Origin of the sequence: Roseovarius sp. AK1035, from assembly GCF_003288315.1 — a bacterium.
In the GTDB taxonomy this organism is placed as follows: domain Bacteria; phylum Pseudomonadota; class Alphaproteobacteria; order Rhodobacterales; family Rhodobacteraceae; genus Roseovarius; species Roseovarius mucosus_A.
Genome location: NZ_CP030099.1, coordinates 3,402,846 through 3,421,523, shown reverse-complemented (window position 1 = coordinate 3,421,523; position 18,678 = coordinate 3,402,846). Strand labels below are relative to the sequence as shown.

The 18,678-nt window shown below is 56.3% G+C and carries 19 protein-coding genes and 2 pseudogenes; 10 read left to right on the top strand and 11 right to left on the bottom strand.

Annotation, left to right across the window (positions count from 1 at the left end):
- Positions 1–211 precede the first annotated feature (211 nt).
- The 9 genes and pseudogenes from RAK1035_RS16325 to RAK1035_RS16285 form a co-directional block, all read right to left on the bottom strand.
- Positions 212–457 (bottom strand): annotated as a pseudogene (locus RAK1035_RS16325) (transposase); the annotation flags it as partial.
- 170 nt (positions 458–627) lie between these two features.
- Entirely contained in the window at positions 628–1,017 is a 390-nt protein-coding gene (locus RAK1035_RS16320) for a hypothetical protein (RefSeq protein ID WP_008283052.1), read from the bottom strand.
- Positions 1,014–1,625, bottom strand: coding sequence for a hypothetical protein (locus RAK1035_RS16315; RefSeq protein WP_008283051.1), 612 nt, complete (start codon positions 1,623–1,625; stop codon positions 1,014–1,016). Before RAK1035_RS16315 ends, RAK1035_RS16320 begins: the two co-directional genes overlap by 4 nt.
- Complete coding sequence (locus tag RAK1035_RS20675; RefSeq protein ID WP_083803358.1) at positions 1,619–4,036, bottom strand: Hint domain-containing protein; 2,418 nt, start codon at positions 4,034–4,036, stop codon at positions 1,619–1,621. The genes RAK1035_RS16315 and RAK1035_RS20675 overlap by 7 nt, the downstream gene beginning before the upstream one ends.
- Before the next feature lie 20 nt (positions 4,037–4,056).
- On the bottom strand, positions 4,057–4,344 hold the full coding sequence (locus RAK1035_RS16305; RefSeq protein WP_037298829.1) for a hypothetical protein: 288 nt from the start codon (positions 4,342–4,344) through the stop codon (positions 4,057–4,059).
- A gap of 335 nt (positions 4,345–4,679) precedes the next feature.
- Positions 4,680–5,228, bottom strand: a complete 549-nt coding sequence (locus RAK1035_RS16300) for a carboxymuconolactone decarboxylase family protein (RefSeq protein WP_008283048.1) — start codon at positions 5,226–5,228, stop codon at positions 4,680–4,682.
- 40 nt (positions 5,229–5,268) lie between these two features.
- A complete protein-coding gene (locus RAK1035_RS16295) occupies positions 5,269–5,631 on the bottom strand; it encodes a hypothetical protein (RefSeq protein WP_008283047.1) in 363 nt (120 codons plus the stop codon).
- A gap of 170 nt (positions 5,632–5,801) precedes the next feature.
- Positions 5,802–6,272: a GNAT family N-acetyltransferase gene (locus tag RAK1035_RS16290; RefSeq protein ID WP_050775792.1), complete on the bottom strand. Its 471-nt coding sequence runs from the start codon at positions 6,270–6,272 to the stop codon at positions 5,802–5,804.
- Complete coding sequence (locus tag RAK1035_RS16285; RefSeq protein ID WP_008283045.1) at positions 6,269–7,234, bottom strand: AraC family transcriptional regulator; 966 nt, start codon at positions 7,232–7,234, stop codon at positions 6,269–6,271. The genes RAK1035_RS16290 and RAK1035_RS16285 overlap by 4 nt, the downstream gene beginning before the upstream one ends.
- A gap of 195 nt (positions 7,235–7,429) precedes the next feature.
- Here RAK1035_RS16285 and RAK1035_RS16280 point away from each other — a divergent pair, with 195 nt between their 5' ends.
- The 7 genes from RAK1035_RS16280 to RAK1035_RS16250 all read left to right on the top strand — a co-directional run bounded on the left by RAK1035_RS16280 (position 7,430) and on the right by RAK1035_RS16250 (position 11,564).
- Entirely contained in the window at positions 7,430–7,978 is a 549-nt protein-coding gene (locus tag RAK1035_RS16280; protein WP_008283043.1) for a cytochrome P460 family protein, read from the top strand.
- A 188-nt stretch (positions 7,979–8,166) separates the two neighbouring features.
- On the top strand, positions 8,167–8,649 hold the full coding sequence (locus tag RAK1035_RS16275; RefSeq protein ID WP_008283042.1) for a YHS domain-containing (seleno)protein: 483 nt from the start codon (positions 8,167–8,169) through the stop codon (positions 8,647–8,649).
- A gap of 271 nt (positions 8,650–8,920) precedes the next feature.
- Positions 8,921–9,277 (top strand): cupredoxin domain-containing protein, encoded by a 357-nt coding sequence (locus tag RAK1035_RS16270; RefSeq protein ID WP_157132435.1) that lies wholly within the window; start codon positions 8,921–8,923, stop codon positions 9,275–9,277.
- A gap of 60 nt (positions 9,278–9,337) precedes the next feature.
- Positions 9,338–10,015: a glutathione S-transferase family protein gene (locus tag RAK1035_RS16265; RefSeq protein WP_037298826.1), complete on the top strand. Its 678-nt coding sequence runs from the start codon at positions 9,338–9,340 to the stop codon at positions 10,013–10,015.
- Between the two features lie 13 nt (positions 10,016–10,028).
- Entirely contained in the window at positions 10,029–10,547 is a 519-nt protein-coding gene (locus RAK1035_RS16260; protein WP_008283039.1) for a GNAT family N-acetyltransferase, read from the top strand.
- A gap of 11 nt (positions 10,548–10,558) precedes the next feature.
- Positions 10,559–10,948 carry a VOC family protein gene (locus RAK1035_RS16255; RefSeq protein WP_008283038.1) on the top strand — a complete coding sequence of 130 codons (390 nt, stop codon included), beginning with the start codon at positions 10,559–10,561 and terminating at the stop codon, positions 10,946–10,948.
- The gene (locus RAK1035_RS16250; protein ID WP_008283037.1) at positions 10,929–11,564 is read left to right on the top strand and encodes a uracil-DNA glycosylase family protein; all 636 of its coding nucleotides are present in this window, start codon (positions 10,929–10,931) and stop codon (positions 11,562–11,564) included. The genes RAK1035_RS16255 and RAK1035_RS16250 overlap by 20 nt, the downstream gene beginning before the upstream one ends.
- 141 nt (positions 11,565–11,705) lie before the next feature.
- Here the strand turns inward: RAK1035_RS16250 and RAK1035_RS16245 are convergent, their stop codons facing one another.
- Positions 11,706–12,188 (bottom strand): YHS domain-containing (seleno)protein, encoded by a 483-nt coding sequence (locus RAK1035_RS16245; RefSeq protein WP_008283036.1) that lies wholly within the window; start codon positions 12,186–12,188, stop codon positions 11,706–11,708.
- Between the two features lie 261 nt (positions 12,189–12,449).
- Between RAK1035_RS16245 and RAK1035_RS16240 the strand changes: the two are divergent.
- Both RAK1035_RS16240 and RAK1035_RS16235 read left to right on the top strand, forming a co-directional pair.
- A pseudogene (locus RAK1035_RS16240) lies at positions 12,450–12,954 on the top strand (IS6 family transposase); the annotation flags it as partial.
- Positions 12,955–13,678: 724 nt separating this feature from the next.
- Entirely contained in the window at positions 13,679–16,921 is a 3,243-nt protein-coding gene (locus tag RAK1035_RS16235; RefSeq protein WP_008283034.1) for a calcium-binding protein, read from the top strand.
- Positions 16,922–17,050: 129 nt separating this feature from the next.
- Here RAK1035_RS16235 and RAK1035_RS16230 read toward each other — a convergent pair whose 3' ends face one another.
- A complete protein-coding gene (locus RAK1035_RS16230) occupies positions 17,051–17,236 on the bottom strand; it encodes a hypothetical protein (protein WP_008283033.1) in 186 nt (61 codons plus the stop codon).
- Between the two features lie 755 nt (positions 17,237–17,991).
- Between RAK1035_RS16230 and RAK1035_RS16225 the strand changes: the two genes are divergently transcribed.
- Entirely contained in the window at positions 17,992–18,444 is a 453-nt protein-coding gene (locus RAK1035_RS16225; RefSeq protein WP_008283031.1) for a hypothetical protein, read from the top strand.
- Positions 18,445–18,678 lie beyond the last annotated feature (234 nt).

Here is an 18,678-nt window from a genome sequence, read left to right as displayed (position 1 = left end):
AGTCGAAGAGCGGGGGCCATGCAAGTTCGTCATCTTCCTAACCGGGATCGCCGCGATGGCGGCGTCACCACTCTCAAGTGCGCATCGACCCATGTGCCACGTTTTTTAACGGGGTCTGACCCTCCAATAAGCCATCGGCAACTGCCCTTCGGGCACAGCATAGCACAGGCTGTTACTACCGCGCACAGGCGGGCTGCGGCCCGGAACGGTTTTTTAATATATCGCGCTCCTCGGTCACGCGGGCCAGTTCCTTCTTCACCCGACGGAGCTCGACGGCCAGATCTGACTCCGCCTCTCGACCCTTGGCAGGCCTCGCAAACTGAGCCTTCCATGTGTAGAGCGACTTCGTGCTGACCCCCAGTCGCTCAGCCACTTCGCTGACCGCATAGCCGCGATCAACAACCTGCGCCACAGCGTCCCTTTTGAACTCGTCCGTAAACCGTTTCTGCGATGACATCCGCGCTTCTCCTTGGTTCCAAAATTACCAAGCAAAGCGTCTAGAAATCTAGGGGCACCTCAGTTGCCGCTCGCCACAACGGCGGTCGGCCCCAAGTTGCCGCATCGTTGGCGGTAACTCATACTCGAAGAACTAAGTGTTCTGCCTCTGAAACTAAACAACTTCCCGTTTTACACCGCGACTTCACGTTCAATTTTCAGTAGTTCCTGTTGCAGACTGTGCTCTTCTTCTTGGGTGAGGCCACAGTAAGACAACCTATGCTTGCCATCAAGAATATCTGAGAAAAGGTTTTCACCCTCAAATCCGAGACTGGCCCCATCAAAGTAACCGTCCAGCCATTCCCACGCAGTGTCAATAATTTGGCGCTTGGTTCGGCGCCAGCGATAGCTCTCCTTTTCGATCAACTCAATGCTGACAAACATTTCGCCAACGTCTTCGTCCTGCTGATCGCTGAGTCGGAATCTCAGCCTTACCCGTGCTGAGAGACGATCGCTTTTTTCGCGACGTGTTACAGTGACAATATCTGCTTCTATTTTGTCGAACGTTTTCAACACGGTCATTTGCCGCTGCTGGCACCCTTGCAAGTTGCGACGATCCGCTGAGATTTCATCGACGATCTGTTCTTCAGCAACCACACCCATACCAAAACACCGACCGCGCACACCGCAATTTGAATGGTCACCTCATCGGTTAACCTTATCGAGAGAATAAACGCGCAGATGATGATCAACCACCATATCCGGACCCATCTATTGCGTGCGGACAGAACGCGCACAGTTTCCGTTGTTTCACATTCCACGAGGTCCAGCGCATTCTCTGCGATGCTTAAGCTGCCCATTGGCCGCGCGGCAAAGTAAGCAAGGCCAAGTAATGCCGTGAAAAGCAAAATAGAAACAACAAGATATACAAAGAAACTCATCAGGAGACTGCTGCCGAGAATTGCAGAAACAACCGCCAGGCCAAATCCAATCACGCTGCTGACAGCAATCAGGATCACGGCGTTAACCGTGGTCACTTCGTGCAAATCGCCCATATCCCTGCTGTCTTCACATGGCGCAGCACGCAGTTTCTCACGTGGTTCGAACCCGGCCTCGCAGCTCTTCACGGTGTTCTGCGCATCCGGCACCTCCCCCCTCAAACAGGTCTTGTTTTCTCTTTGCATCAACATAGCGTCCGCTTATTGGTTCGATTGCCGCCGTTGCGCATCGCCTGTAACGACACGGCCGCCTCCTTGCGGTTCACCACGTAACGCGCGGTGATCATGTCTGAATTACCGGTGAGGGCATCGAGGCAGGGAAAGAGATGGAGTATCTCTGCCCGCACCTCTTCGCAGAGAGTTGACCAGCCGACACAGCCAGGATGAAAGCTCTCGGTCCAACACTGCTCGGAAAGAACGAGCTCGTGGCAGTCAAAGAGAATGTGGAAGTATTCCACATCACCCGGCAACTCGCGCAGGATCGTTTCTCCGTCGACGAGGTATTTGGCCGGAACCAGCACTTCCGTATGCCCCAGCAACAGCTCCAACATCGGTCCCTTCAGGAGAACGCGATGATTGGGTGAAATGCGCAGATCACGAACGTTCTGCAGAACGCCCTTGCGTATCCGGATCGGCGCGATCTCGACATGTGCCTTGACCGTTGTGCGCCCGATCCAGCGGATTTTCTGATAGCCGTGATCACGTGTGATCACGCGATCTCCAACGTTCAGATCCTCGACTGCTATCTCGCCATTGGCGCCTGTGATGCGCGTTCCCCGGCAAAAGCAAATGACATTCGTTGTATCAAAGTTCAGCGTTTGTGGATCGACCGTGGCGCCCCTGTTGGTTAGGGTCAGGCTGTTGCCAGCTGTCCATCCCGCCGCGCGCTCATTAAGGATCCCGTCATCATCGTAATCGGCACGCAGCCATTCCAGCGGATTGCGGATGACCGCGGGATCGATATCACCCGTCAGGACGGCGGCGTCGTAATTGGCCTGATTGTAAAAACCCGACAGATTCACAAAGTCGTTGTTCGACTGATCACCGTCCCGGACAGCATTCGTGTCGTCACTTCCAAAGTCCGAAATCGTGTCGTGCCCAGTTCCCGGCACGAAACGATCATTCCCCGTGCCTCCAGCAATAAGATCATCACCGTCCCGCCCCAGCAACAGATCGTCACCGGCATCACCAAACAAGGTGTCATTCGCAGAGGTGGTAATATTGGGAACGAGGGGGTTGGTATCGACAAAGAGCTCATAGATTGCCCCATCGATCGATCCAAACGTCGCCGTAGAGATGAAAACATCAAGGCGCGAATGCGGAATTCTGATCGTCAGCTCGAGGAATGCCTGTTCACTGTCCACCGGGTCGGCCAACAATCCGGTCAGCCTGCCGGCCGAGTCGATGGTGAAGGCACCGTTGCCTTCGAATGATACATTTCCCGACGCGATGGCGGCATTCAGATTGAGCGCAGTTCCGTCGAGGCTCAGGGTGACGACCTCCAAACTCTCTAGACGGCTCATGAGAATCCGCACACCGGGAATCTGGGTCGGAGACAGACCTTCGGTGTATCGGTGCGTATGCGTCTCGCTTTCAACAGCTGGGTTGGGAAGTGCTATATCCCCCATGAAAAAGCCGGACAAATCAGCCGTAGACCCGAATGCGACGGTTTCATTGGACGTTGTCGTGACGGTGAAAGCCCCACGTCCGTTAGCGCCGGCAACGGCCTGCGCACCGGCTGTCGAAATCTCCTGATAAATGGGTCCTAAGGCGGTATCACTGGCGTCGGTGCCCGTACCCCCGTCTAGGGTGTCATTCCCCATCCCGCCGAAAATCAGGTCAGCTCCGGTTCCACCATCGAGGCTGTCATTCCCATCGCCCCCGAGAATTGTGTCATTCCCGAACCCGGCCAGAACCGTGTCATTACCGCCAGACGCATTGACGAAATCCGCGTTGCTATTGACGAGCTCGCCATTCGTTCCCGCAGCGTCCAGATTATCAATTCGGTCGCCGTTAGGGTCCCCAACGTAATCCTGATTGATCAGATCATTGCCGAGCGTGCCGGTAATCAGCCCATCCCCAGCACTCAACAGAATATCGATGTTCGAAACATCACCACCCAGTGACATCACTCCAAAGCTCTGTGGAAAGCTCTGTGCCGATAAATCGATGTCCTCGCTTCTGACTTGGCCCGAAACACGTAGCGTCGCGACATCCCGTTCGGTGCCATCATTTTCCGAAAAGAGTGCGACCGCCCCCAAATCCTCCGCCGAAACGCTGAAAAAGAGATCGCCGTTCGACATCTGCACGACCGCCCCGGCCGGGACACGCTGAACATCTCCATCCATGAATGTTACTTGGAACGACGAGGTATAAACCTGTCCAATGGATGCACTCGCCAAGCCGCCCTCGACATAAAGGTAGCTTAAGTTCAGGGTACTTCCTTCTTTGCTGTACGCCCCGTCCAAAGCGACCCTGAGGTAGTCAACAGGTTCGAATAAATCCCCCCTCGACAGCTCGAAGACCTGCGCCCCGGTGGGCGTAGCCTCGGTCGAAGGATCGGCAGCAATTTTTCCAAGGAAAAGCCACGTTAGTTTTTTCATGGGTGGGTGGCCTTCTTACTTCAGCGGCACGCGAGCACATGCTCGGCACTGCACGCGTGCAACCTCGGCGCGGTGTTGCGATCGTGGCCTTCGGCAAAGCCGACGATCAGCAAGAGGCACAGCAGACAGCTCAGCATCACAGCTGCGCCGCGCAGGGCGTGGCGTTTGTGGCGGCGAAGGGCGTGCTGGCGCGGACCGGTGTTAGAGACTGATTGGTTGGGCCGCCCCCTCTTGCTGGGCAGACCAGAAAATTCAGAAGCATCGTGCATCATCGCATCAGCGCGCAATGCCTCGGGGGCGCGTAGCATTTCACTCTCTCCGTGCAGTAGAGCAATTCGTTTCGAAAACGACGATTGGCCGTGAGACCACGTTACGTCTGGTAGAAAAGCCGATGAATGTCGGGGGGTCCGAGATATATGCGCAAACGTCCAGTTCTGTGGTCGACAGATCTTAGGTCACGAGTGAATCACGGCAGTGGTAGAAATCATGGCGGCAGCGAGGCGCTCATGCGGGGTTTGACGAGCACATCCCCGGGGACGCAGATGATTTTCTACAGATAAAAGAACACGATACATGCTCAGCGTGGCCACTTAACGTGGCCTTGCGGGAACAGGCCCGCCGAAGTTTCGGCGGGCCTGCTTGTTTATGCTGCGACCTGACCCGTAGTGACGACCGGAAAGTCGATATCGGTGTCCGCCACGTGATTCAGATAGTTGGTAAAGATGTTCGCCACCACATTGGCGAGCGTCTCTACGATGTCGGCCTCGCTCAGCCCTGCGGCACGCGCGGAGACAAGATCGGCATCCGACACTTTGCCCTTAGCCGACACGATACTCACCGACAGTTTCAGGATCGCTGCCGTGCGCGGATCGTCGGAACGTCCGACAAGATGGTCCTTGACCGCCTCGGGTGCAACCTTGAGCCCAGCCGAGATCGCGGAATGGGCCGAGGCGCAGTAATCACAAGTATTGGCGCCGGCCACGGCGAGCGCGATTGCTTCACGGGTGCGGCCATCAAAGGTGCCGCCCGCCAGCGTCTCATTCAGGCCGAGCATTGCCGCCAGAACCGATGGCTGGTTCGCAGCAACGCGATAGAGATTAGGCACCATGCCGATCTTGCCCTTGATCGCGGAAAACAGGGCGCTTGCCTCGGGGGTGGCGGCGGTGTCGGAGACTTGGTTGATGCGTGCCATGGAATCTTGTCCTTTTGTTGGCAGGTGGGAAAGTGGGGAGTCAGGCCGCAGGCATCTGCGGTTCGGGCTTCGACAGCCCGATGACGGTGACGACCGCCGCGCCGTTAAGCCAGTAATAGGCGGCGTCCAAACCAGAGAAGCCAAGAGCGAAGGGCAACACCAGAAACAGCAGCCCGACCGCAAGATCGACTGCAAGATGCAGCTTGTAGGGCAGCACCCGGATCATCCCGAGATGGTGATCCGTAAAGACCGTGAGCACGAAAGCCGCCAGCCCGACAACGGGAGAGATCTTCAGCGCCAGCGGATTGGACGCACCGAGCCCCAACAGGAACGGCAAGCCCATAAGTGAGATGGCAACCGGGTAATCGAGATAGGCGTGGATGTTTTTGGTAACGAAGCGCATGGCGCAGGGACCTTTCTTAATGATTTCGAGAACGGCGGCTCGCCGTATTCCCGACATAGGTCCACTGACACGGACGGTGAATGTTCAGAAATCCGGTAAAACTGCGTGATCGTCCGGATTTCGACCGACTATTGCCTATTCCCGACGAACCTCCGCCACGGCGAGGGTCGTCACACCGACGGCAGGTCGATCACCCGAATTTCGATATCGCTCACTTTGCGCGCTCCGGCATGGTCGTAAAATACGCGGGCTGCGATGTTACAGACCCAAAGATCCGCCACGATGGCGACACATCCCAGATCCAGCGCCCGGCGTTTGACCGCCTGCAACAGCAAACCGCCGATCCCCAGCCCTCGGAGGCCCTCGTCCACGACAAGATCGGCCAGCCAGAGGGTCTTTTGTCGAGTGTGAAGTTCGAAACGTCGGCCATAGGCGGCAAGGCCGAGGATAACGCCACCCTGCTCCGCCACAAGAACGTCGAGCCATCGCTCCGTCCCGAAACAGGCCGCTACAATCAGCGACGTGTCATCGCCGGGATCGGGGTCTGCGACATGCACCGCCAGCGCCCGAGACAGGCGCGCTAGTTCGGCGGCATCATCGGGCTGCGCCTCGCGGATCTTCACCGGAGGCACTGTATTCACGCCGCATTCAATGCGTCACGCCCAGCTTTGGCAAGCAGTCGGACGGCTGCCGGGGTGACGCCGATCTCTTTCTTGAACACCCGGCTAAACGCTGATTCCGACGCATATCCCGAAACCTCGGCGGCCTCGGCCACCGACAGGCCGCGCTCGGCCAATGCCTCACGTGCAATCTGCATCCGCCATGCGGTCACGTAGCTCATTGGGGTCACCCCAAGCCGCGCCGTGAATCGTTCAGCAAAACCGGTGCGCGACAGACCCGCGATCCGCGCAAGGCCAGCCACCGTCCATTCGGCAGCAGGGTTGCGATGAAACATACTCAGCGCGCGTGCGATCTGCGGGTCAGCAAAGCCAGCGATCCCCGGAATGCCCTCGGGCGATTGTTCGATAAAGGCTCGGATGGCTTGGGCAAAGATTGCCTCGGACATCTTGAGCGCAATCAGATCGCCACCAAGCCGCGCGCCGCCCGCCTCAGCTCCGATAACCTTGAGCGTTGCATTGAGCCACCCCCCGGCCTCTTCACCATATCCTCGGAGATGAATGTACGGCGGCAGCCGATCAAAGAGCAGGTGGCGCGACCCCTCGGCTAGCGCAAAATGCCCGCAGATGAGCTGAGTATCTCGCGGGCTTTCCTCTCCACCCCATACAAGCGTGCCATATCCCGGAAACCCCGAGCGGGACAGCACATCATCAAGCGGCAAGGCCTCCTCTGGTCCGGTATGCCGGCATGATAAAACATGCGGCTCACCATGCGGAATGATCACAAGATCGCCCTGCGCAAGGGTCACCGGTGCCTGTTGCCCCGCAACACGCACCAACGCCTCACCGCGATGAGCATAATGGAAGCGCGCCACATCGCGATAAGCTGGCACACGCACTCCCCATGGTTCTGTAAAACTCGTGCGGAAGTAGAGCGTGCCGCGAAACGACAGGCGGGTAAGGATATCGCTGAGAAGGTCCAACATGCGGTACAGCTTACAGGTTAGGCGCGTAGAATCCAGAGCCGTGGACGATCGAGCAATAATTTCGGACGAGGCGCCATTCATCGCGCCGGAATTTTGCGGTGAACAGGCGCAGCCGCGTGACGACGGCCGACCGCATGGCGACGGTCTCGTCCGTCGACGCGGCTTTACTTAACCGTACCACGAGGAGACGCCTAAATGAGATCCAAAACCCTTGCCATGATCCTGTCCATCACAAGCCTGCCCGCTTTCGCTCAGATGGCGACAGAGGCAGGGCAAATCACCGTAGAACCCGTGCTCGAAGTGCCGTCCGAGGAATATCGCACCGGGTGGGTGCAGATCGGGGCGTTTTCGGTGCTCGCAGAGAACCCCGCTGAAGGTGCGCATGAAATTCACGCTGTCTTCATCGACGAAGACGCGCTCAAGGCCTATCTCGCCGAGGGTCGGTTTGTCGAGGGGACGAAGATCGTCAAAGAGGTCTGGGACACCCAAACCGAGGACCTGACAACCGGGCGCGCCAGCTATGCCGACACGCTCAAGGGCCGTTTCGTCATGGTCGCCGACCCCGACGGCAAGCTGGATGCAGGCCCGCGGTTTGGCGACGGTTGGGGCTGGGCTTTTTTCCCAGGACAGGAAACCCGGATTACCGATACCGAAGACTACCGTGATGCCTGCCTGGCCTGCCATGAACCGGCCCGCGATCATGGGTTAATCTACCTTCAGGGCTATCCGGCCCTGCGCAGATAATACAGAGGCACACCACCTCCGCAACTGGACGATTGAGCATAATATTAGGTCGAGCCAGCATTAATAATACGAAAGCCTCTAGGTAACGTGTCCCCACATCGCCAAAATGTACCGCAACTCACGCGGCGACATGGTGATGCCCCGTCCCAGCCGGGGTGGGGATTTCCATGACAAAGAAAGGACAACGAATGAAACGGAAACTGACACTTACCGCTGCAACCCTGTCAGCGCTTCTCGCCTTCGGGCCGGCAATGGCCGCAGACGAATTCAACGTCGTATCGGGTCTGACTGCGGCAGGTGCTCCGCTTGGGGTGCATGGCGTCGACGTGGTTTCGCTGATCGAGTACAACAAAGAGCAGGCCGGAAGCGCGAAATTTACCACGGTCTACGACGGGGTTTCGTACTACTTTACTAGCGAGAAGCACCAGAAATCCTTTGAAGCCAATCCGTCGAAATATATCCCGCAGAACGGCGGATTCTGCACTTTCGGGGTTTCTGTGGGCAAGAAGTTCGATGGCGACCCGAGCTTTGCGTCGGTGGTCGATGGAAAACTCTACGTCTTCCTGAACGAGGATATCTACAACCTTTACCTCAAGGATCAGGCCGGAACGATCCACAAGGCCGAAGAGAACTGGAAGAAAATCCAGCACACCGCCGCCAAGGATCTCTGACACAGAGATCTCGCAGAGCCGGCCGCACAAGCCGGCTCTGCGTCTTCCGCGTGATCTGACAAACGAATGGTGGCTTGGCCGCTTCCTGTCGTCAGCAAGCAGGTCATCCCCGGCGTCCGGCATATTCTAAGGATTCCGGACGATCACACAGAAATCTCGAACGCAATCGCATTCAGACGCAAGCAAAATTAAGGCAATTTCAGTCGCGAATATCTGAGCGAGAGAATAACCGATGAACCCTCACTGTTCTTAGGCGCCAATGCCCAATTTGATGCCACTCACACGCCGCCGCTTCGGTATCGGTCTTGGCGCGTTCCTGGGGTGCGCCGGAACGCTGCGCCGTTCACACGCGCACGATCGGGTGCAAGAGACAATGGTGCGAATCGACAATTCCACCTTCGAACCCTTGGTCGTTGAAATCTTTGCCGGGGATAGCGTGACCTGGGAGAACAACGATCTCGCGTCCCATACCGCGACGGCTCTGGACGGAAGCTGGGATACCGGGCCACTCGAGCGGGGGACGCAGGGCAGGATCATCTTCACCGAACCCGGCGAGTATCCCTATGTCAGCACTTTTCGTTCGCACATGAAAGCAACCGTTCTGGTGCGCAACCGCGATGGCGGATGAGCGAACTCGTAAATGCGAAATGCCATGGCGGGGATCTGCCGATGGCGTCAGGAGAATACCATGAAAAAGCCGATCACCCTCAACAGCCACGCGCTCTGCCCCTATGTGCAACGCATCGCCATAGCCCTTGTCGAAAAAGGTGTTGCGCATGAGCGACGCGTTGTTGATCTCGGCAACAAGCCGCAGTGGTTTCTGGAAATTTCTCCGCTGGGACGCACGCCTGTACTGACGGTCGGAGACGCGTCGCTCTTCGAGTCTACCGCAATCCTTGAGTATCTCGAGGATACGCAGCCCAATCCATTACATCCCGCTGACCCGGTTGAGCGCGCGCGCCACCGCGCCTGGATCGTTTTCGGCGCAGAGGTGCTCGACACGATCGCAGGATTCTATTCCGCGCGAGATGCCGTGACATTCGAGGCGAAGACGGCCGCACTCCGCCGTCACTTCACACTCCTGGAGGATCATCTTAGCGAAGGACCGTGGTTTTCCGGCGCAGACTTCAGCCTCGTCGACGTGGTTTTCGCTCCGGTTTTCCGATATTTTGACGTCTTTAACGAGATTGACAGATTCGAGTTCTTCGATGGGCTGACCAAGGTTCAAGCCTGGTCACTGCTTCTCGCGGCCCGTCCTTCGGTGCGAGATGCGGTGAGCGAGGATTACAACGCGCTCTTGCGCGCCTTTCTGCTTCGCCGCGACGGGGTACTTGCCACGCGCATCCGAATTTCGGGCGCCGCCTGAGCGAAGGCGCAGAATGATGCAGTCGCGCTCACATCATAATTTGACCTTCTCACGCCTTACGGAGGTGCCGCTCGAAACGCTTGTCGAGCATATGTCCGATCCCCGCGTCGCACGGCATATGCCGCTCTTGTCGCAACCTTGGGATGTCGATGCAGCGAAACACTTTGTCGCCGCCAAAGAAGTGTCGTGGCAGCGTGACGGGTTAGGGCATTGGGCGTTTCTGCAAGACGGCCACTACGTCGGTTGGGGCGGTTTCCAAAAGGAAGGAGCGGAGTGGGATTTTGGCCTTGTCCTACGTGGAGAGGCCTTTGGCCTTGGCCTCGCGATCACAAATGCGGCATTGAATTTCGCCCATGCGGACGCACGCATCCCTTTCGTCACATTTCTGCTGCCCCCTTCGCGTCGTCACCTTGGGGCTCTTGCTCGGATAGGCGCAGAGCTGGTGGGCGAGGTGCCTTATGAAACGGCACGATTTCTCAAATTTCGTCTTGATACCCCTTGCCCTGCCACACCCCCCACTTTGCGGAACTGAAAGGACAATCCATGACAATGATCGACCACCTAAGCCTCGGTGTTGCCGATATCTCTGCCGCTTGCGGTTTCTATGCCCGCCTATTCGAACCGCTCGGAATCAACTGTCTGGCCGCAGGCGACGGCTTTGCCGCCTTCGGTCGTGACCGGATCGCGTTTCTGTTGCTGCCGCCCTTCGACGGCAAACCGGCAAGCGCTGGCAATGGCGCGCATGTCGCATTCGCAGCACCTTCGCGCGAGGCGGTCGATGCCGCACATGCTGCGGGGCTTTCCGCCGGGGCGGGTGATGAAGGAGCGCCGGGTGTACGCGCGGCCTATCCCATGCCGAATGTCTACGCCGCCTATCTGCGCGATCCTTGGGGCAACAAGCTGGAAATCGTCCATGCCGGCTTCTCGGCCTGACAAGACCCGATCCGAGATCGAAAAGCTGCAGGCCGAAATCACGGCCTGCAGCGTCTGCTCAGACTTGCCGCTCGGACCTCGTCCGCTTTTTCAGATCGGCGCGGGGGTGCGCATCCTCATCGTTGGACAGGCACCAGGTCGTAGAGCACACCTTGCAGGACGGCTCTTCGACGATGCCTCAGGCGTGCGGCTGCGTAACTGGCTTGGCCTAGACGAAGCGACGTTTCGTGATCCGGAAAAGATCGCGATCCTGCCCATGGGCTTCTGCTTTCCTGGCACTGGCCGTTCGGGTGATCTGCCTCCGCGCCCCGAATGCGCCCCTCTGTGGCGTGCCCGCGTGATGGCGCTGTTGCCCGACATCATGCTGACCGTAGTGATCGGTCGCCACGCCCAAAGCTGGCATTTGCCCGAAATCTCACGCCTGCCCCTTGCCGAAGCGATGCGGGATTGGCCCACATGTTGGCCGGCCAGCATTCTTCTCCCGCATCCAAGCCCGCGCAATATGGGATGGTTTCAACGCAATGTTTGGTTCGAAACTGATCTGCTGCCAGTATTGCGCGCGCGCGTCATCAAACTCATCGGCACTGGTGAAAAGCAGAACAATTTAGGTGACTGACCCGAAATCGAACAGCGAGTGCCTTGATTGAAATCGCTGAGCCGCGCCAATAACTGACCTCCACGCCAGGTCGCAAAAACTGAGTTCTTTGAAAAATCCGGACCAGCACGAAACAAGCTGGCCCGGTGTTGGTTGCTCTCGTCAGAGATCCGTTGCGGCAGTGTGTTTGATCTTGCCCCAGTTGGCCTCAGCCTTTGCGACAGTGCCCGCCTGATCCTTGAGGTATGCCTTGTAAACATCCTCGTTGAGGAAAACGTAGAGTTTGTCGTGCATCACGGCTGCAAAGCTCGGGTCGCCGTCAAACTTTTTCCCGACCGAGACACCAAAGGCGCAGAACCCGCCATATTGCGGCATGTATCGCTCCGGGTTCGCCTTGAACGCCTTCATGTTCTGTTCCGAGGCAAAGTAATAGGCGACCCCGTCATGAGCGGCAACATAAGCGGCGCTGCCTTCGGTGTTTTCGCCATGATCAATTAGTGAAACCGGGTCGGCACCATGCAGGCCGAGCGGCGCACCGCTATAGGTAAGACCCGGAGTGACGTTGGCTTCGTCGGCAGCCATTGCAGGTCCGAAAGCAAAGAGCGCGGTCAGCGCGGTGGCCGCGAAGATCAACTTGCGAGACATTGGATTTCCTCTTTTCATAGGTGATTACATCCCGTACCGAACGGCACAGTCCGCCAAAGCCCGCGGGAAAAGGATTGCTTCCCGCCAACGAAGGCGCGGTGCCAAACTATCCAATCCAAGCGTTTCTTTAATGCCGGTTAGTCCGCATTATATATCTGTTCGTCCCTTTCGATGAACGATGCTGACTTGGCGGTCAAACAGTGTTTCCAAGTTAACGGACTTGAGGTTACTGGTTTACTGATTTGGACATATGCGGTGTCTATGCGGACACAGACGATCAGCTGCAAACGACACCAGTTTCGGCCTCAGATCATCGCTCATGTTGTCTGGCCCTACGTACGGTTCAACTTGAGCCTGCGCGAAGGTCGAGGAACTGATGATGGAACCCGGCATAGACGTTTCGCATCAGGCGATCCGGCGCTGGAGCGTCAAGTTCGGTCCGCTGATCACCCACGTTCTACGGCGACAGCAGCCGCGCCCCGGCAATGTCTGGTATCTGGACGAAGTCGTTGGAAAGATCGCAGGCCGGTCATATTGGCTCTGGCGCGCGGTCTACCATCACGGAGTTATGCTCCAGGAAAACCTCCAATCGAGTAAAGACAAGCGCGCCACAAAGTGGCTTCTAGTCAAGCTGATGAAACGTGGGGGCTTAATGCTAAAAAGGATTATTATGGACAAACTGCGCTCCTATTGCACAGCGAAGCGCGAGGTTGCGCCTGGCCTTGATCATTGGTCACAAAAGGGGTTCAATAACCGCTCAGACTCGTTTCGCTTTTGCTGCTTGCCAGCGAACTCGACAATGACGCCCTCGATGAGCTCTTATTCATGGTAGAAGACCTCTCTACGTAAGCGCAGGGCAAACTGGTCAGCAAATGACCTTCATCCAATGATACCAACCCGTGAGGTCCACGTCTGCTTACGTCGGGATGTAGTAAGCCGTTATGCCTTCGGCACCCGATCGTCCACCTCGACGAGACACCAATAAAACTCTTCAGTGACCAAGCAGGCTGTAGAAGCCAGGATGTGGGTTCTGTCCCACATCCTTGTTTCTCAGTTTTGGTGGTTTGATAAGTTTAGTGGCTCACTCACACAAAATAGGTGCCTCAATACTTTCATTTCGTCCAAAGAGTATTAAGAATAAATAAATTATATCAATAATTTACACTCTTAAACCACTTTCATGTGTGGCTTTTGGACTAAGTAGCGCAATCAGACCGAGAACCGCGCAGCCTGGAGGCACACGAAGATTAAAAACCTAAATATTTCCTTTGTAAACATTAAGATAAGATAAATCCTGTTCTGGCAGTCTCAATCTCGGGTGAGAGATGAGTAACCGAAGGGCTGATGCATAAGTTCTTCGGGTCGTCGACTGCAAAAATTGAGAATGACCGAGCTTTCAGGGACGCCTGAAGGACCAAAGCGGTCATCTCAAGGACCTGCTCCTCTCTCTGAGTTGCCCGATGGGCATTTGTGAGCTGTGGGAGCGTTTCATGAGAAATAACCTGTCTATCGCGCTTGGTTCGGAAAACTTCGCAAATGAAGGACGGCAGATTTCCTCTTCAGCGCTTGGTGCAGAATTTCTGGGCTGGGAGTTCTTTTCTGGATTCGAGAACAGACAGCAACAAGTCGGATTTGATCATGTACGTTGGGCTGGTGGGCTGCCCGTCGAAGAGGGGATCAATACAGACGAAAGCCCGGATGGATCCCGCGAAGTCGTATTTGACCTGACCTTCGAAAACATTGTCGACTGGGACCGCAATGTCTCAAATGGCTATTCTGATGATCCGGTTCCGCGCGAAGGCATTCGGGAGATGATGCAATTCGCGGTCGAGCATAATGCCAGTTTCGCAATGATCGCGCCCACGGTGCGTTACATCGATGTGGCCTTCGACGACCCTGTATCGGCCTTGGAGCAGGCGCGCAACGACATTCGCGTCTTTGCAACCCGCCTCTTGAACGGTGAGTTTGGTGATTTGCCCAAGGAGTTCATCCTTGAGGTTGGAACCGAGTACTACTCCGTAGCCACCCTTTGGCGCGAACATTTCTCAAGACCCGGTATCGATATTGCGAGAACGGCGGGCGAGGTCTTTGCCGCCATGGTGGATGAGCTTGACAAAGTGCTGCGCGATCCGGCCCTGAACCCGACGGGCTATGACATCAATATTGCTGTGCAACTCGGGCGTTCCTTTTCCAGAGATGACGATCCCAGCCGGGGGTTCGATGCCAATGGCGACATCAACGGCGGCTGGGGCGAACACGCGGACAATCAGGACTTCATCACGGCTTTGCAGGACATCGGCGCGCTGGATGCGGTGGATTCGGTCATCTTCCACCGCTATGTGCCAAACTTCTGGGGAATCGAACGCGGCCTCTGGACACCTGTGGGCGGGGTCACGCTTGAGACGGTGATCGATCAATGGGAAAGTGCTGCAGGCCGTGACCTTGGGCTGGTCGGGGGACATCTTGCGCCTGCAGCACAGGGTGACGACGATATTGAATTCCATGCCCCCAGCCTCACCAGCATTCTCCAGCTCACGACCGCCTTACTTGCCAATGGCATGGATTATGGCACCATCTTCGGTCTGGGCTTTGGCACGGATGGATCATTGGGATTTCGGAGCGAGGTTTTTCTAGGCGGGCAACTCTACGGGATGATGGTGGAGAGCCTACCGGGACTGGCTGTCCATGATGGGTTTCAAAACAATACCTCGCCGGTCGACTCTGTCTGGCAAGATGGGCGGATCGTGGACGAGTTTCTGCGCGTCGATGATAGCGTCAATTCCTATGTGTTCGAGAACGAAGATCTGGTTGTCATCTTTTTGGTCGCGAAGGATTTCGCGGCCGAGACGCTTGAGTATTCCCTCCACTTTGAAGAGGCCTTCGAGACTGTCAGTATTTCAAGGCTGTGGGACGATGATAATCAATTCTTAAATCCCCGCACTGACGAACGGATCGGTCATATTGGGCAAATGGCCCATGAGGCAGATGTCCCTTTGAGCGTGACCGGAAGCGGGTCCCGCCTGGACCTCTCCTTCCACCATGATTTCGAGGTTATCCGTGTCACGCTGGACCGGCGCGTTGTTGACGCGTTCCAGGGTACGGATGGTGATGATCTCTTCCGCATAAATCATCGTGAGGATCAAGTGTTTGACGCCGGCTTGGGAAATGACACTGTACAAAGTTCCGTTGACTTTGTGCTCCGCCATGCTTCGGCTGGGCGAGACATCGAGAACCTGCACTTTGTCGGCTCTGATGATCTCACCGGAATCGGCAATGCGGCGGATAATACTCTTCTAGGCAACTCCGGAAACAATCATCTCAGTGGTGTCTGGGGTGACGATACCGTGAGCGGGGAGGACGGCAATGATACGCTGGTCGGGGAGGTGGGCGATGATCTCTTGATTGGGGGGCGCGGGTTCGATCACCTTTTTGGTGGGGATGGGCATGACACTCTGCGCGGTGGCGACCAGGCAGATTACCTGTCCGGAGGGAGCGCCGATGATGTGCTGCACGGTGGTGAGGGGGCCGACACGCTTATTGGGGGTGACGGCGCAGATATCTTCGTAATCGACCCCGCATCGATGAGCAGTGATATCATCGCGGATTTCACCATTGGTGTAGATAGGATCGATGTGTCGCGCTGGCAGTTAGAAGCCTTCTCAGAAATCATCATTTCCTGGATTGATGGTCAGACCTTTGTTCAGGACGCCGTCGGCAGTTTCTTCTTCATTGACAACTTGAGCCGGGGCGAAGGAGAGTCACTTTCCGTCGACAACTTCATTCTTAATGCCGATGACGAGCACATTGGTTCTGTTGAAAACAACACCCTTGCGCCTTCTGTTTCGCCGCCTGCAGCATCACTCCATCCGCCGACACCCATTATGCCTGGGGTCGCACCGGTTTTGCAGGTGGGCGGCACAGAAGATGACCTGCTTGAGGGTGGAACCGGAGCAGACGCGCTTGCGGGCAACACTGGTGCTGACACGCTACTCGGCCACTCGGGCAACGACCGTCTGGCCGGGGGAGATGGAGATGATCTGATCGAGGGGGGGGAGGGGGATGATAATCTTGGTGGCGGGTTAGGGGCTGATCATCTTGAGGGGCAGGCCGGGAATGATACAATTGGCGGCGGCGGCGGCAATGACATCCTTTTTGGCGGTAACGGTGCGGATGTGTTGAGTGGTGGGGAAGGCAACGACCTGCTCGCAGGAGGCGAGGGCAATGACCGGCTTGCAGGCAGCTTCGGCCATGACACGTTGCGTGGCGGAAACGGCAATGACCGCATCGGAGGCGGGCCGGGGCGTGATATTCTTGAAGGAGGACAGGGCAATGATGAACTTGGTGGAGGAGAGGGCGACGATATCGTTACAGGCGGTGCAGGGGATGATTTTCTGGCCGGCGGCGGGCGCGAGGACCTGTTGGATGGCGGCACGGGCGACGACACCCTAAATGGCGGCCTAGGTAATGACCGTCTGATCGGCAGAGAGGGGGCTGACGTCTTCATATTCAACGAATTTACTGCAGGTGAGCGCGACGTGATTGTTGATTTTCAGGTCGGAGAGGATCACCTGCGATTGGCTGGGATCGAGGGGCAGGGGTTGAACGGGCGCTTTCTAGCGCTCACCATTCAGGATACGGACGAAGGCGCGCTCCTGCGCCATGCGGGCCATGAGATCCTGCTCGATGATGTGACGGCAGCCAGCCTGTCGCATTACGATTTCATCTTCTTGTGAAGTGGCACAAGGCGGGAAGGTTTTGATTAACATGGCCACCAAGCCGAAAGCTCCATGCCTACTGTCCCAATCTGGCGCACACCAAAAAACAAGACGTCTCCAAGCATTCACGGATCAGGGCACCCATGCTCAACGCAATTGACGGGTTGGGAACCGAACTACATTCTTCGGTTTCATCGCTTCCACTTCTTGCTCAAGCTCTGGATAAATTGCAATAAGAGCCTCACTGGACCGGTGCAGCCCATTCACCCCCGCGTAGATGATCATATCCAAAACGGTATCCAAAACCCAAACGTGCGCGTCCAGCTTGTCCATGTTTCCCCCAGAATCTAAAAGTAGAATTTTATCTCTCTTTTAATTGTTAGGGTTGTGTTTGCTAACAAAGGGTTAAGACTGCACTCCGTAGTTTCTTTTTGATGCACCAGCGCATTTTCATTTGGCTTTACGCCGATCCTTGGCACTATTGCTCCGCGAACCTCGCCCAAAAATGCAATGTAACATCGCCTAAAACAGCGCCTCGGCAGCCCTGTCGTTGAACGTCGTCTCATCCCGTACATAGCTGACGCGTGACAGATCTGAGGCATATACAGTCTGTGCTCTTACCGTATGGGTCGGCAAACCCCGGCCTTGATTATTGTTTGCAAGGATTGCCCGCAGGGAATGGCCAGTGTGCCATTCAGGTTCGATCGCCGCTCCGGTGAAGCGGTCTTGCAGGATGGTGGAAACGCCATCGGCCCGCAGGCTTTGATGCTGGCAATCGCCGTGGCAATCTAATAGGCGGAAGATCGTGCCGCATTCGCAATAGTTGGGTTTCTGAAACTCAGCCAGCGCGGCAACTGGACAGCATGGGTTTATGACCAATGGGGACGTCGATGTTTCAGCCTTTGCCTGTCTGGCCGGTTTTAGACTGTGACAATTGCAGGACCCGCACCTCATGGACTTTCCCGACATCTGACCACTCTAGCCCAACCAGTTCCGACGCCTAGAAGCAATGAAACGCTAAATCACTCCAATTTTTAATTTTCCATAAGGCTCCTGCCATAAGTAACTTTTATTAACAGGAGAAAGTTATGGACGAACATAGGAATTTTGCACGCAAGCAACATGTGGGCCACGGCACCAAACTTAGGGCGCAGTTCACAGAATACGCCGTCGCAGGACTTCGAAAATCTGATTACGCGGGCGTGTTTCAGAAAACCAAGGACCGCGGCCGACCTGCATGGCTTGCAGAGATAAAACTGGACGGTTTTCAACGGAGCCTTTTTATCAAGTTATGGAGTGCCGTTGACAAGGCTGGCAATATCCGCCGTCTTGGATTGCTGCAGGGTCTGCCATTGACCTTCGAGAAACGGTCGTTTGATCTGATCGTCATCCCCGAAGGCGTCGACCGGTTCCACGGGATAGTCGAGCTGCAAGACGCCCGCTTGATTATCAATGTGTTTCCTGCTCCAGCCCGCGGGAAACGCAGAGTTTATTTGTGTCATCTCGAGGTGGCCCGAAGCGACGGTTCGGTCGAGGCCTAGGGGTGCGCTGATGTTTCAACAAATCTGTTACTGCTTTTTACATTTCTACGACCACGTTGCGGAGTTTCGTTACCACGGTGCTTCCATCAGCGGTCGCATGACAGGTCAAATTCAAGACTGCTCAAAGGCTTGGCTTAACCATCCTCCCCGCTACGGAGTGGGGGAACACTACGTGCGCCTATGGGATATTCAATTTCGAACCCACTGGTCGCAAGCGGTATCTGAACACAAATT